Origin of the sequence: Gordonia aurantiaca (assembly GCF_039939235.1) — a bacterium.
GTDB lineage: Bacteria > Actinomycetota > Actinomycetes > Mycobacteriales > Mycobacteriaceae > Gordonia.
The window spans coordinates 140,454-153,510 of the sequence record NZ_JBDUUF010000011.1 but is presented as its reverse complement, the minus strand read 5'-3'; the positions used below and the strand labels follow the sequence as shown (position 1 = coordinate 153,510).

Below are 13,057 nucleotides of genomic sequence, written 5' to 3'. Positions count from 1 at the left end.
TTTTGAGATCGGAAGTGTTACAGGCCATTCCGCAGGCCGAAGCCGATCCGAGATTCACAATGTCCGACTTGGGACCAGTGGGACCACATCAGTCACTCTGCTTGTCTCAGGTCACTGTGGTCCGTTCCAGATTGTTATCCGCGAGCCGGAATTAGGTCGTTCGACCGACACAGGGCCCGCAGGCGCCGACCCGGTCGCATCGGGCATCCCCGGCGGGGCAAGATTGGGGGATGACGAGCGTGCAGTTGGTCGAGGTCGGCCCCCGCGACGGCCTCCAGAACGAGCAGAAGATCCTGTCGACCGAGGACAAGGTCGAACTCATCGCCCGTGCCGTGGCAGCCGGCGCGAAGCGCATCGAGGCGGTCAGCTTCGTCAACCCCAAGCGGGTCCCGCAGATGGCGGGCGCCGAGGAGGTCATGGCGCAGGTTCCGCGCGCCGACGGGGTGTCCTACATCGGTCTCGTGCTCAACCGGCGTGGACTCGACCGGGCCCTGACCAGCGCGGTCGACGAGATCAACGCGGTCGTCCCGGCGACCGAGGAGTTCAGCCGCCGCAACCAGGGTTGCAGCGTCGAGGAGGGCATCGCCGCAGCCGTCGACGTCGTGCGCGACGCCAAGAAGGCCGGCATCTTCACCACGGTGACCATCGCGGTCTCGTTCGGGTGCCCGTTCGAGGGCGAGGTCTCCCCGGAGCGGATCGGCGACATCGTCGCCCGCCTGACCGACGGCGAGGCCCCCGACGAGATCGGGCTCGCCGACACGATCGGCGTCGGTGTGCCCACCCACGTCCGCACCCTGGCCGCGCTCACCGCCGACCGGGCTCCCGGCATCCCGCAACGCTGGCACTTCCACAACACCCGTAACACCGGATATGCCAACGCGCTCACCGCACTCGACACCGGGGCGAGCGCGCTCGACGCCTCCATCGGCGGTTTCGGTGGCTGCCCGTTCGCACCCGCCGCGACCGGCAACATCGCCTCCGAGGATCTGGTCTACGCCCTCGACCGATCCGGCGTCACCACCGGGGTCGACATGGTCACGCTGATCGAGGCCGCCGAATGGCTGGGACGGGCGCTGGAGAAGAACGTCCCCGCACTCCTCGGGCGCGCCGGGGGCTTCCCGGACGCCCGCTGAGGCGGGGACTCTGCACGATTCGTCGCGCGCGACTAGTCGGTGGTATGCACGATCAGCACGTCGCAGGAGGACTTGCGTGCGACGTCGGCGGGAACCGAGCCGAGCAGACGGCCCGCGATCGAGTTCAGGCCGCGGTTGCCGACGACGAGCAGGTCGGCCTTGACGTCGTTGACGAGCTGCAGCAGCGCGTCGACCGGGGCTCCCTTGACCGGACGCTGCACGACGGTGGCCGCACCGGCGCGGACAGCGCGCTCCTTGGCGGTACGCAGGATCTCCTCGGTCGGGTACGAGCCGGTCACCTGGTAGGCCTCGTCCTTGAGGATGTCGGCGGCCTCTCCGGCGCCGCGCTCGTTGGGGAAGTAGGCGCACGCGATCACCAGCTGCGCGCCCTCACCTGCGAGAGCCCCCGCACGGTCCACCGCCTTCAACGACGACTCCGAGCCGTCGGTACCGACGACGATGGTCTCGTATGCGCTCATCCCAACCTCCGACATGAATTCGCCTCGCTGCCCATCAGCGAGGCGTCACCGTACGTCCCCATACTTCAGGGATCTTCATCGGGACACTAGTTTGCCACGGCGTGTCTGTCCCCCGGATCGTGGCTTTCCGCACATGAACCGGCGTGTCCGACCGTCGACACATCGCCGTGCGCGCGTCGTGCGTGCGGTCATCGCGGTTATTTGATGCCCGCGGCGTCCATGCCGCGCAGTTCCTTCTTCAGCTCGGCGATCTCGTCACGCAACCGGCCGGCGAGTTCGAACTGGAGGTCGCGGGCTGCGCTCATCATCTGTTCGGTGAGCTGGGCGATGAGGTCGGCGAGTTCGGCGCGCGGCATCGTCGACACGTCGCGCTTCTCGATGACCCCGGCGCTGCCGCCCTTGGGCACCTCGCCCTGCGCCCGGCGTCCGCGGCTGGCGTTGCGACCGGAACCACCGACCGCGACGGCCTCGTCCTCGGCCTCGCGGTACACCTGGTCGAGGATGTCGGCGATCTTCTTGCGCAGCGGCTGCGGGTCGATCCCGTGTTCCTTGTTGTAGGCGATCTGCTTCTCACGGCGGCGTTCGGTCTCCTCGATGGCGTTGGCCATCGAGTCGGTGATCTTGTCGGCGTACATGTGTACCTCGCCCGACACGTTGCGGGCCGCACGGCCGATCGTCTGGATCAGCGACGTGGTGCTGCGGAGGAAGCCCTCCTTGTCGGCGTCGAGGATCGCGACCAGCGACACCTCCGGGAGGTCGAGACCCTCGCGGAGGAGGTTGATGCCGACCAACACGTCGTACTCGCCCGACCGCAGCTGGCGCAGCAGTTCCACGCGTCGAAGGGTGTCGACCTCGGAATGCAGGTAACGCACCCGGATCCCGAGTTCGAGGAGGTAGTCCGTCAGGTCCTCGGCCATCTTCTTGGTCAGGGTGGTGACGAGGACGCGTTCGTCCTTCTCGGTTCGCAACCGGATCTCGTGGACGAGGTCGTCGATCTGCCCCTTCGTCGGCTTGACCACGACCTTCGGGTCGACCAGGCCGGTCGGGCGGATCACCTGCTCCACGAACTCGCCGTTGGACTGGCCGAGTTCGTAGGGACCCGGGGTCGCCGACAGGTAGACGGTCTGGCCGATGCGCTCGACGAACTCGTCCCACGTCAGGGGCCGGTTGTCCATCGCCGACGGCAGTCGGAAGCCGTATTCGACGAGGTTGCGCTTGCGGGACATGTCGCCCTCGTACATGCCGCCGATCTGCGGCACGGTCACGTGCGACTCGTCGATGACGAGCAGGAAATCGTCCGGGAAGTAGTCGATCAGCGTCGCCGGCGCGCTGCCCGCGGCCCGGCCGTCGATGTGGCGTGAATAGTTCTCGATGCCCGAACAGAACCCGACCTGCCGCATCATCTCCAGGTCGTAGGTGGTCCGCATCCGCAGACGCTGCGCCTCGAGCAGCTTGCCCTTGGCCTCGAGTTCGGCCAGGCGCTCCTCGAGTTCCGCCTCGATGGACGCCATCGCGCGCTCCATGCGCTCGGGTCCCGCGACGTAGTGCGTGGCCGGGAAGATGCGCAGCGAGTCCACCTGCCGGACCACGTCTCCGGTCAGCGGGTGCAGGTAGTACAGCGACTCGATCTCGTCGCCGAAGAACTCGATGCGGACCGCGAGTTCCTCGTAGGACGGGATGATCTCGACGGTGTCGCCGCGGACCCGGAAGCTGCCGCGGGTGAAGGAGGTGTCGTTGCGGGTGTACTGCACGTCGACGAGCAGCCGGAGCAGTGCGTCTCGGTCGATCTCCTGGCCGACCTCGAGTTGCACCGACCGGTCCAGGTAGGACTGCGGCGTGCCGAGGCCGTAGATGCACGACACCGACGCGACCACCACCACGTCGCGTCGCGACAACAGGCTGGACGTCGCCGAATGGCGCAGGCGCTCGACGTCGTCGTTGATCGACGAATCCTTCTCGATGTAGGTGTCCGTCTGGGCGATGTACGCCTCGGGTTGGTAGTAGTCGTAGTACGAGACGAAGTACTCGACCGCGTTGTTGGGCAGCATCTCGCGCAGCTCGTTGGCGAGCTGCGCAGCGAGGGTCTTGTTCGGCGCCATCACCAGGGTGGGGCGCTGGACCTGCTCGATCAGCCACGCCGTGGTCGCCGACTTGCCGGTGCCCGTGGCGCCGAGGAGCACGATGTCCTTCTCCCCCGCCTTGATGCGCCTGGTCAGCTCGGCGATGGCGGCGGGCTGGTCACCTGCGGGTTCGTATTCGCTGACGACCTCGAACCGGCCGCCCGTCCGCTCGATCTCGCCGATCGGGCGGAACTCGGAATGAGCGAGCACGGGGCGTTCTGCTGCAAAGGCCATGGTGCCAGGGTAAACGCGTCCTACGACACGGGTGTTCCCGCTCGCCGGCGTCCGACGAGCGCCGCGACGAGCACCAGCGCCGACCAGATCGGGATCGGCTGCCCGAGCGTCGCGAACACGATGACGTCGCCGGCCAGGGCGACCGGCGCGGCCGCGATGATCCACGGGCCGGGCACCGGCGCCTTCGCACGGGTGCGACCGGGCACCCGCGGCCACGGTTTGGCGACCGACACCCAACCCTGGAAGGCGATCAGCGCCGCCATCACCGTCGTCGGGACGACGAGCGCCGGGGACACCGTAGGGTCACCGCCCGACGCGACCGTCTCGGCCGCCGCATCGAGCCGTGGGGACAACAGGCCGATCCCGACCCCCAACTGTCCGACGGTGATGACGAACTTCACCAGTACCCAGCGGTGGAGGAAGAAGCCCCAGGGCGTGGTGGACGACAACAAGAAGCCGGACATCGCCGATACGTTGGCGGAGATCACCAGGACCGTCGTGTCGAGCAGGTGCGCGGCGACCGCACCGTCGCCCCCGCCACGCAGCAACAGGACCAGCAACGCGAGGGCCTGACTCATCCAGCTCACCGACGACAGGATGTGAATCCACAACAGCGCCTGCCGCCCGCGTCTCGCGACCGTCGAAGAGCCGCGGCGGGGCCGGCTGTCGACGGCCCTGCGTCCGGCACGGTCGGGATGTCCGGTGCGCGCGGAGGTCATGTCCCGACGATGCACCCGGACCCGACGACCGTACATCGGGAAGAACTCTGGTTTTCACCCTGAGATCCGGGCGCGAGATGACTACATTCTTGTGACATGACGAGCAACAGCGGTCCCGCCGGTGGTCCGGCCACCGCGTCGCACTCGATGCATCCGCCGAAGCGCGAGGTGTTCGACGTCCCGGCGATGACGAACACCGACAACAAGGGCTTCGTGCGCGAGGTCGAGGAGTACCGGGTCACCGACTTCGGGCTCTACATGTCGCGACCCGCGCCCGGACATCCGAGGTTCGACCACCTCGAGTCCTGGTTGCTCCCATCCCTGGGCCTGCGCGCCAACATCTTTCACTACCAGGGTGGCTACCGGGCCGACCAGCGGCTCTACCTCGACATCGGCCGCTTCCACGGACCCGACGCGCAGGGCCGGTGGTACGCCGAGGACTGGTACCTCGATCTGGTCGACGTACCCGGCTCCCCCCTCGAGCTCATCGACGTCGACGAGGTCTTCGAGGCGCACCGCTGCGGGTTCCTCGACAACGAGCAGTGCGTCGAGGCCATCGAGATCGCCACGCGCGCACTCGTCGGGGCCGCCGCGCACGGCAACGTGCAGGCGTGGCTCGACGCCGAGGTCGGAGACGTCGTGTTCTTCTCCGATCACCGGGCCGAACCGGTGTCGTGAGGGTGGCGCAACCACTTTCGTCCACCGACCGTCCCCACGGGAGGGCCGCTCCTCCCGCTCGCGGGTAGCGCCCGCGGGACGGTCCCGCGAGTCCAACGCTGCCCTGGAATCGAGATTGCGCGGAGACGAGGTTGCACGGAGACGAGGTTGCACGGAGACGAGGTTGCACGGAGACGAGGTTGCACGGGAACCGATCTCAGGAGACCTGCGAGGGGGTTCCGCACGCACCTCACGCCTCGGACGGCGTGTTCCCTCAGTAGGCCGGCAGCACGAAGCAGGCCCCGTGCCGGATGAACCGCGGCATCTGGAAGCCGGTGCCGACGGTCACCGTCCTGGTCTTGACCACGCCGTCGAGCGTGGCGGTCAGGACGTGACGCCCGGGTGTCGCCGGCCGCCAGGTCGGCTTGACCTCCTCGGCCGTCGGCTTGCGGTTGTAGACCGTCACCGTCCTACCGTTCACGGTGTCGGTGATCTTCAGGTTCGAGGTCGCCGATCTCGGATCGCCGACCAGCACCGACAACTTATACGCACATCCGGTGCCGTAGGTGGCGTAGTTGGTCGACCCGTTCGACGACGAGCCGTAGCCGGGCAGGGTGTCGACCGCGATGCCCTCCAGCGCGGCGTGCGCCGGAGCGGTCGTCACCGCAGCGGTCACCAAGGCTGCGCCGACGGCTGTCACCCCGACGAGCGAGCGCATCCGATTTCGAAAACCGGCTCCCCACATGGCCGTACTCCTCACGCCTCGTTGCGAACGATCTTCATGTGCTTCGCAAACTAGCAAGGCGCGGCACAGACCGTACCCAATTTGGCAACATTCGTGATCAGATACCGGCAGGCCGGATGTCCGAGGGGTCAGGCCTTCTCGACGACGACCGTCGCCGGGCGCCCCGGGTCGCACGAACGGTGCAGCCCGGGCTCGACGGGTGCGAATCCGCCGACCGCGAGCAGATCGGTCAACTCACCCGCCGCCGCGTCGTCGCGCGCGGTGATCCTCAGTTCCACGGTCGCCACGGCGACGACGTCGACCGCGGTGGCGCGCTCACCGGCGATCGCCCAGAGGCGGTTGACCAGGCGCGCCGACGGACCGTCGGGATTCGGTTCGGCGGCAACCAGTTCGGGGTCGGGTTCGGCGGCCCGGCGGGCGCGGACGTTCGCCTCGAACGGCACCAACCGCCGGTCCCACACCTCCGCAGCCGCTGCCGCGAGGGCGTCGGGCGTGCCGGAGTTGTCCAGCCAGACATCGGCGACCGACCGGCGCTGCTCGTCGGTGGCCTGCGCCGCGATGCGCGCGCGGGCGTCGGCCTCGTCGAGCCCGCGCATCGTGGTGAGGCGGTGGAGCCGGACATCGGCGTCGGCGTGGACGATCACCACGAGGTGGAAGAACGGTGCGGTGTGGTTCTCCACCAACAACGGGATGTCCTGGACGACGATCGCATCCTCCGGAGCGGCGTCGAGGAGTTCCTGCGTGCGCGCGCCGATCCGCGGGTGGGTGATGCTGTTGAGCTTCTTGCGCGACTCGTCGTCGACGAATGCCTTCGCCGCCAGCGCGGGCCGATCGAGGCTGCCGTCGGCGGCCAGGATGTCCGTCCCGAACGCCTCCACCAGCTCGGCGAGGCCCTCGGTCCCCGGTTCCACGACCTCGCGCGCGATCTTGTCCGCGTCGATGATGTACGCGCCCCGCTCGACGAACGTCTTCGCCACTGTCGATTTGCCGGCTCCGATACCGCCGGTCAGCCCCAGCCTGATCACGCCCACCAGTCTGACAAACCTTCCTGGTACCAGGTCACACCGGCACGCGGATCCGGCCGGGGGCCACACATCGCCGGTCGCCGGGATCAGCCCGTGACGGCCGCCAGTTCGATGGTCTCGTGCGGCAGACCGGCCTCGGCGATCTTCTGTCGCGTGGTCAGGTCGACCGCGACGATCCGTTTCGCGCCCGGATCGCTGACATAGGCGATCTCGTCCTGCACGGCCACATTCGGCATCGGCGATTGCCACTCATCGGGTTCGGTCCACTCCCCGATCACCGGGATCCGGGCGGTGCGCTCACCGGTTTCGACGTCGACGAGGTGCAGCGCGCCGTCGGTGCCGAGGACGACCGCGGAACCGCCGGGCCCGCGCTCCAGGGAGCGGAAGCTGTAGGAGCTGCCGAGGTCCACGAGGCGGAGCCGGCCGGTGCGGGTGTCGGTCAGCGAGATCCGGGTGGGCCGTTCGACGTCGGCGTCCGGGTCGCTTTTATAGTCCCCGAGCACGATCGGTGAGGAGTCGTCTCCCGCCTGGTTTCCGATGCGCCCATAGGGATCCGGGCTGTCGACCTTCCGGATGTCGACGCCGTCGACGATGAGGATGCCGTTCTCACACCCGAAGGTCAGACGTCCGTCGGCGGCCGCGGCCTCGCCGTGCACGCCGGGGCATTCGTCGTTGCGTGCGATCTCGTTTCGGGAGGCGTCGAGGATCGCGATGCCGGTGCGCTTCTCCTCGTCACCACGGGTGACGACCACCGTGCCGTCGGCGCGGAAGACCGCGACGCCGTGGTGCGGTTGCGGAAGGGTGAATGCGGTCGAGACCGCCTTGCCGCGCATGAGTTCGGCGGGTTCGACGATGTCGACCCGTCCGGCGCCGTCACTGAACAGCGTGATCCGGGAGTCGTGGACCACGACGTGCCCGGGTTCGTCTGCGCCGAACCGCATCTCGGTGAGCGCGGGCTGTGCGGTCTGGTGATGCCCGTGGTCGCCGTGCCGGCGCGTCCAGGTGCCCATGTCGAGAACCCGGAACCCGCCGGATTCGGAGACCAGGACGTGCCGACCGTCGCCCGCACTGTTGAGTCGGACGAACCCGCCGACGGGGAGATCGGCGACCCGGTCCAGCGTCCGGGCGTCGAGCACGAGGATGCCACCGTCATAGCTGAGCGCGAGACGCGGTGTGGCGCTGGGCTGTTCGACCGGGCCGGACGAGGACGAGGCGACCTCGCGGTCGCGGGAGTCCGCGCCGGAACAGCCCGCCAGGACCACGATGGCCACGGAGACGGCGAGGGCGGATCGGATGAGTCTCGTCGGTGATGTGAACACCGGGACATCGAACCGCTTAATGACAATTATTGTCAACAACGCATCGATACAGAAGCGAGGCGGAGCCAGACGGGTGTGTCACTCCCCTAGAAGCGGCCTCAATCCGTCGAGAAGTCGCGCCAGCCCGAACTCGAACACATCGGCCGGCGCCCCCGGTGCCTGGTACAGTTCGCCGGCCGCGGACCCCACCCGGTTGGCCAGCGGATACACGCCGTCCGGGATCACCGCGTCCAGTTCCGGGGCGACGGCCTCCCACCACTCGGCATCGCTCATCCCGCTCCGCGACGGCGCCGTCCGCGCCGAGACGGCCTCGCGCGCGTTGCCGACCACGAACGACGTGAGGACGCTCAGGATTCGGTCCCGGTCGAGATCCGGGACGTCGGCGGGCTCGAGGGCCTCCAGCTGCCGATCGTACCGAGCCAGCCAGTTGGGGCCGAGCACGTGACGCCACGGCGGGGCGTCGAGCAGCCACGGGTGTGCGAGGAGTTCGTCACGGAGCGCGCGGGCGATGGCCGCCAGCGATGCCGTCGGCGTCGTGGCCGGGGCCGGCATCGGATGATCGGCGGCGACCCGGTCGATCATCAGGGCCACGAGGACATCCCGGGACGGGACGTAGGTGTAAAGGCTCATCGGGCCGATTCCGAGCGCGGTCGCGAGCGCTCGCATGGACACGGCGTCGAGGCCGTTGCGATCCGCGAGATCCACGGCGGTGTCGACGATCTCGTCGACCGAGACCCGCTGCTTCGGCCCGCGGCGCGGACGCGCGTCGGCCTCCGGGCCCGGACGCCACAGCAGCCGCACGAGCGTACGGGCGTCGTCGGCTGGTGACATCGGGACCTCATCTCGTACGGCGTACCGAGTAACGATCGCGCCCACCGTATCAGCACCCGCCCCGCAGAACGGGGCCATATACACACGAGAAGCCCTCCCGGTCTCCCGGGAGGGCTTCTCGTGTGTCCTACTGCGCTGCGGTCATGCAGCGAAGGTGTCAGGCGTTGCCCGACAGCTTCTCACGCAGAGCGGCGAGCTGCTCGTCGCTGGCGAGCGAACCGCCCGAGCTCGAGCTCGAGGAACGGCTCTCCGACGCCGACGAGTAGTCGCTCGGGGCATTGGCGGCCTCGGCCGCGGCAGCCGCGAACTTCTCGATCTGCGCGGTGTGCATCTTGTGACGACGCTCGGCCTCGGCGTAGCGGGCCTCCCATGCCTCACGCTGCTTCTCGTAACCCTCGAGCCACTCGTTGGTCTCGGGATCGAAGCCCTCGGGGAAGATGTAGTTGCCCTGCTCGTCGTAGCTGTCGGCCATGCCGTACTTCGAGGGGTCGAACTCCTCGGTGTAATCCTCGTTGGCCTGCTTGAGGCTCAGCGAGATACGACGACGCTCGAGGTCGATGTCGATGACCTTGACCATCGCGTCGTCGCCGACCGCGACGACCTGGTCCGGAACCTCGACGTGACGCTCGGCCAGCTCGGAGATGTGGACCAGACCCTCGATGCCCTCGTCGACGCGAACGAACGCACCGAACGGCACCAGCTTGGTGACCTTGCCCGGGACGATCTGGCCGATCGCATGGGTGCGGGCGAACTGACGCCACGGATCTTCCTGGGTGGCCTTGAGCGACAGCGACACGCGCTCGCGGTCCAGATCGACGTCGAGGACCTCGACGGTGACCTCGTCGCCCACGGCGACGACCTCGGACGGGTGATCGATGTGCTTCCAGGACAGCTCGGAGACGTGGACCAGGCCGTCGACGCCGCCGAGATCGACGAACGCACCGAAGTTGACGATCGAGGACACGACGCCCTTGCGGACCTGGCCCTTCTGCAGCTGGTGCAGGAACTCGCTGCGGACCTCGGACTGGGTCTGCTCGAGCCATGCGCGACGCGACAGGACCACGTTGTTGCGGTTCTTGTCGAGCTCGATGATCTTGGCCTCGATCTCCTTGCCGATGTACGGCTGGAGATCGCGGACGCGACGCATCTCCACGAGCGAGGCCGGGAGGAAACCGCGCAGGCCGATGTCCAGGATCAGGCCGCCCTTGACGACCTCGATGACGGTGCCCTTGACGGCCTCGTCCTTCTCCTTGAGCTCCTCGATGGTGCCCCACGCCCGCTCGTACTGCGCACGCTTCTTGGAGAGGATCAGACGGCCTTCTTTGTCCTCCTTGGTGAGGACCAGGGCCTCGACCTCGTCACCGACGCTGACGACCTCATGGGGATCGACGTCGTGCTTGATCGACAGTTCGCGGGAGGGAATGACGCCTTCGGTCTTGTAACCGATGTCGAGCAGAACCTCGTCCCGATCGACCTTGACGATGGTGCCTTCCACGATGTCGCCATCGTTGAAGTACTTGATCGTGGAGTCGATGGCGGCGAGGAAGTCCTCGGCCGTGCCGATGTCATTGACGGCTACTTGCGGCGAGGAGATCGTGGGGGACGACATATGTTGAGTTGCTCCGGACAGGTGTGTAGTAGGTACAGTTCTTGACGTATTTCACGGCACAAAACCCCTGATCAAGAGCTTTCCGACCGGGGTCTGAACCAGTCGCGCGCAGTAGAGCGCACGCGCGTTCACCAAGCCTACTCCACGCGCGTTGTCCTGGGCAAATGCCCTCGGAAGGCCGGTGGTGGGAGCACCGGGCCGCGGGTGACTGCCGGCGTCCGATCCGGGCGGTGCCGACGTCACACATGGTCCGGCACTCGTCACCGGGTGGATGCGGCCCCGGGGAGTCGCCGCTCCTCGTCGGGCCGAGCGACGACCCGCCGGGAGGGCCTCGTGCGCTCGGGCGAGACGGACAGACCGCCCGAACATGGTCCGGTCGCGACGGCACAGCACGGAATCACCGGCCACGGTCCGCGAGCGCCTCCGACCGGTGCGAGATCCACGTCCGGAGGGTGTCGACGGCCTCGGCCCTCTCCTGTTCCGGCAACTCGTCGGTCAGCGGAACCGTCGTCGCCAACTCGTCGAGCACCCCGGTGGCCAGGCCGTCGGCGTAGATCTGGGCGTAGAGCTCCCAATACGCCGAGTGATAGAGCCCGGTGAACGCACCCCCCGGCTCGGTCGCCTGTGCGAGGAAGCGGGTCTTGAGCGGGTTCTTGACGTCACGCATCCCCGGCGGGCCGCCCTGGCCGCCGGGACCACCGAACCCACCGGGACCGCCGAACCCACCGGGGTCACCGGTGGGGGGCTGCGCACCGCCGGCCGACTGCGGCGCACCACCCGCCGTGGGCCGGGGAGCGTCGGCCGCGGGTACCCGGCCATCGGCGGATTGCCGCGGACCACCGGGCACGCCCTCGCCCCCGGGTGCGCCCTGCGGCTGCCCCGCACGTCCGCGTGCCCGCATCGGACCGAAGGACACCTCGTCGTCCGGCCCGGCGCTCGTATCACCGATCATCGCGAGGTTGAGATCCCAGGAGACGACGGTGAATCTCTTCGTCTCGAGGTCGTACCAGAGGTAGTAGTTCTGGCCGGGGCCGCTCATGTCGTCGCCGTTTCCGAGCAGGTTCTGGGTCGCGACGTACTTTGCGAAGGCCTCGACGTCGACCCACTCGTGGAGGTCCCGGGCGAACTCCTCGTCGCTCGCCTCGTCGAGCCACCGCGCGAGGTCGATGACCGGCTGCAGGTTGCCGTTGTCGGCGGAGTTGATCTGCTTGAACTGGTCGGCGTACTCGGACTGGTCGTTGCCCACGTATTTCAGCCGCGAACTCGCATCTGCCTTGTACAGGTAGCCCCTCGAGCCGAACAGGCTCTCGGCGTAGCGCTCGTCCGGGTGCTCGAGCACGAGCTTCGTCGCCGTCGGGCTCCCGTTGATCGAGTACGAGACGTAGGCGTACCGCTGCGACGGCTGTCCGGTGCGGGCCGTGAGGGTCAACGCGGTCGCCTCGTTCAGCACCGGGCTTCCCGGACGGATCGACAATTCGGTCCTGCCCTGATAGGCGCGGCCCTCGAAGTTCTCGTCGAAGCTCAGCAACAGCGGTAACGAGGTCGGGTCGTTCTTGTCGACCTGCGTCATCATCTTCCGCATTCGTTCCATGTCCGCGGGATCGATCTGGAACGGGGGTTGCGGTCCGGGCTGTGCGTCGGGTCCCTGTGGCACTCCCCCGCCCGGCGCCCCCGGTGGTGCACCCGGCCCTCCCGGAGGACCGCCCGACGGGCGGCCGCGGTCCCCGCGCAGCCCCATCAGCGTCGAGTTGCCCTTGAGCCGTACCGCCACGTCGTCGAGTCGGGTGCCGTCGATGACGACCCGGGCCGACACCCATTCCTTGCTGCCGTCCTTCTCGTACGACGACAGCATCGAGCGGTACTCGGCGTCGCTCATCTCGATCGTGAGCTCGTGCGGAACCGACGGATCGAAGAGGTCGACCGTGCCCGCGATGTCGTGGGTGATCTCCGACGTGATGACGGCGGGGTCCCCGGTGATGAGCGGGCTGACCCTCCACCCGCCGAACACCACCGCCACCACGAGCACGAAGACCACGAGCGCCGCCGGCACCTTCCAGTGCTGACGAAGCGAGCGCGGAATGCGGTGACGGAGAAGCCGGCGCGGGGGCGTCGGCCGGGGATCGGCCACGGCGTCGCTGCCGGTGTCGGCGGATGTGACGTCGTCCGGATCGCTGTCGCCCATCGTC

The 13,057-nt window shown here is 68.1% G+C and carries 11 protein-coding genes; 2 read left to right on the top strand and 9 right to left on the bottom strand.

Annotation, left to right across the window (positions count from 1 at the left end; translation table 11 throughout):
* The first annotated feature begins 230 nt into the window (after nt 1-230).
* Nucleotides 231-1,133: a hydroxymethylglutaryl-CoA lyase gene (locus ABFT43_RS19415; protein WP_347961924.1), complete on the top strand. Its 903-nt coding sequence runs from the start codon at nt 231-233 to the stop codon at nt 1,131-1,133.
* A 32-nt stretch (nt 1,134-1,165) separates the two neighbouring features.
* On the opposite strand, the gene ABFT43_RS19410 is transcribed toward ABFT43_RS19415, so the two are convergent.
* The 3 genes from ABFT43_RS19410 to ABFT43_RS19400 form a co-directional block, all read right to left on the bottom strand.
* Entirely contained in the window at nt 1,166-1,612 is a 447-nt protein-coding gene (locus ABFT43_RS19410; protein ID WP_347961923.1) for a universal stress protein, read from the bottom strand.
* A 197-nt stretch (nt 1,613-1,809) separates the two neighbouring features.
* On the bottom strand, nt 1,810-3,966 hold the full coding sequence (gene uvrB, locus ABFT43_RS19405; protein WP_347961922.1) for an excinuclease ABC subunit UvrB: 2,157 nt from the start codon (nt 3,964-3,966) through the stop codon (nt 1,810-1,812).
* Nucleotides 3,967-3,986: 20 nt separating this feature from the next.
* Nucleotides 3,987-4,685, bottom strand: coding sequence for a hypothetical protein (locus tag ABFT43_RS19400; protein WP_347961921.1), 699 nt, complete (start codon nt 4,683-4,685; stop codon nt 3,987-3,989).
* Between the two features lie 96 nt (nt 4,686-4,781).
* Between ABFT43_RS19400 and ABFT43_RS19395 the strand changes: the two genes are divergently transcribed.
* Nucleotides 4,782-5,363: a DUF402 domain-containing protein gene (locus ABFT43_RS19395; RefSeq protein ID WP_347961920.1), complete on the top strand. Its 582-nt coding sequence runs from the start codon at nt 4,782-4,784 to the stop codon at nt 5,361-5,363.
* Between the two features lie 253 nt (nt 5,364-5,616).
* Here the strand turns inward: ABFT43_RS19395 and ABFT43_RS19390 are convergent, their stop codons facing one another.
* The 6 genes from ABFT43_RS19390 to ABFT43_RS19365 all read right to left on the bottom strand — a co-directional run bounded on the left by ABFT43_RS19390 (nt 5,617) and on the right by ABFT43_RS19365 (nt 13,053).
* A complete protein-coding gene (locus ABFT43_RS19390) occupies nt 5,617-6,006 on the bottom strand; it encodes a hypothetical protein (RefSeq protein ID WP_347961919.1) in 390 nt (129 codons plus the stop codon).
* A 209-nt stretch (nt 6,007-6,215) separates the two neighbouring features.
* Nucleotides 6,216-7,112, bottom strand: coding sequence for a dephospho-CoA kinase (gene coaE / locus ABFT43_RS19385; protein WP_347961918.1), 897 nt, complete (start codon nt 7,110-7,112; stop codon nt 6,216-6,218).
* Between the two features lie 86 nt (nt 7,113-7,198).
* On the bottom strand, nt 7,199-8,383 hold the full coding sequence (gene aztD, locus ABFT43_RS19380) for a zinc metallochaperone AztD (protein WP_457590190.1): 1,185 nt from the start codon (nt 8,381-8,383) through the stop codon (nt 7,199-7,201).
* Nucleotides 8,384-8,509: 126 nt separating this feature from the next.
* Nucleotides 8,510-9,262, bottom strand: a complete 753-nt coding sequence (locus ABFT43_RS19375) for a TetR/AcrR family transcriptional regulator (protein WP_347961917.1) — start codon at nt 9,260-9,262, stop codon at nt 8,510-8,512.
* A gap of 157 nt (nt 9,263-9,419) precedes the next feature.
* Nucleotides 9,420-10,871 (bottom strand): 30S ribosomal protein S1, encoded by a 1,452-nt coding sequence (gene rpsA / locus ABFT43_RS19370; protein ID WP_006902488.1) that lies wholly within the window; start codon nt 10,869-10,871, stop codon nt 9,420-9,422.
* A gap of 397 nt (nt 10,872-11,268) precedes the next feature.
* Complete coding sequence (locus ABFT43_RS19365; protein WP_347961916.1) at nt 11,269-13,053, bottom strand: CotH kinase family protein; 1,785 nt, start codon at nt 13,051-13,053, stop codon at nt 11,269-11,271.
* Nucleotides 13,054-13,057 lie beyond the last annotated feature (4 nt).

Excerpts from the sequence above, each read along its gene's own strand:
- ABFT43_RS19415 (WP_347961924.1), top strand. The coding sequence starts at position 231 with ATGACGAGCGTGCAGTTGGTCGAGGTCGGCCCCCGCGACGGCCTCCAG.
- ABFT43_RS19410 (WP_347961923.1), bottom strand. The coding sequence starts at position 1,612 with ATGAGCGCATACGAGACCATCGTCGTCGGTACCGACGGCTCGGAGTCG.
- uvrB (WP_347961922.1), bottom strand. The coding sequence starts at position 3,966 with ATGGCCTTTGCAGCAGAACGCCCCGTGCTCGCTCATTCCGAGTTCCGC.
- ABFT43_RS19400 (WP_347961921.1), bottom strand. The coding sequence starts at position 4,685 with ATGACCTCCGCGCGCACCGGACATCCCGACCGTGCCGGACGCAGGGCC.
- ABFT43_RS19395 (WP_347961920.1), top strand. The coding sequence starts at position 4,782 with ATGACGAGCAACAGCGGTCCCGCCGGTGGTCCGGCCACCGCGTCGCAC.
- ABFT43_RS19375 (WP_347961917.1), bottom strand. The coding sequence starts at position 9,262 with ATGTCACCAGCCGACGACGCCCGTACGCTCGTGCGGCTGCTGTGGCGT.
- rpsA (WP_006902488.1), bottom strand. The coding sequence starts at position 10,871 with ATGTCGTCCCCCACGATCTCCTCGCCGCAAGTAGCCGTCAATGACATC.
- ABFT43_RS19365 (WP_347961916.1), bottom strand. The coding sequence starts at position 13,053 with ATGGGCGACAGCGATCCGGACGACGTCACATCCGCCGACACCGGCAGC.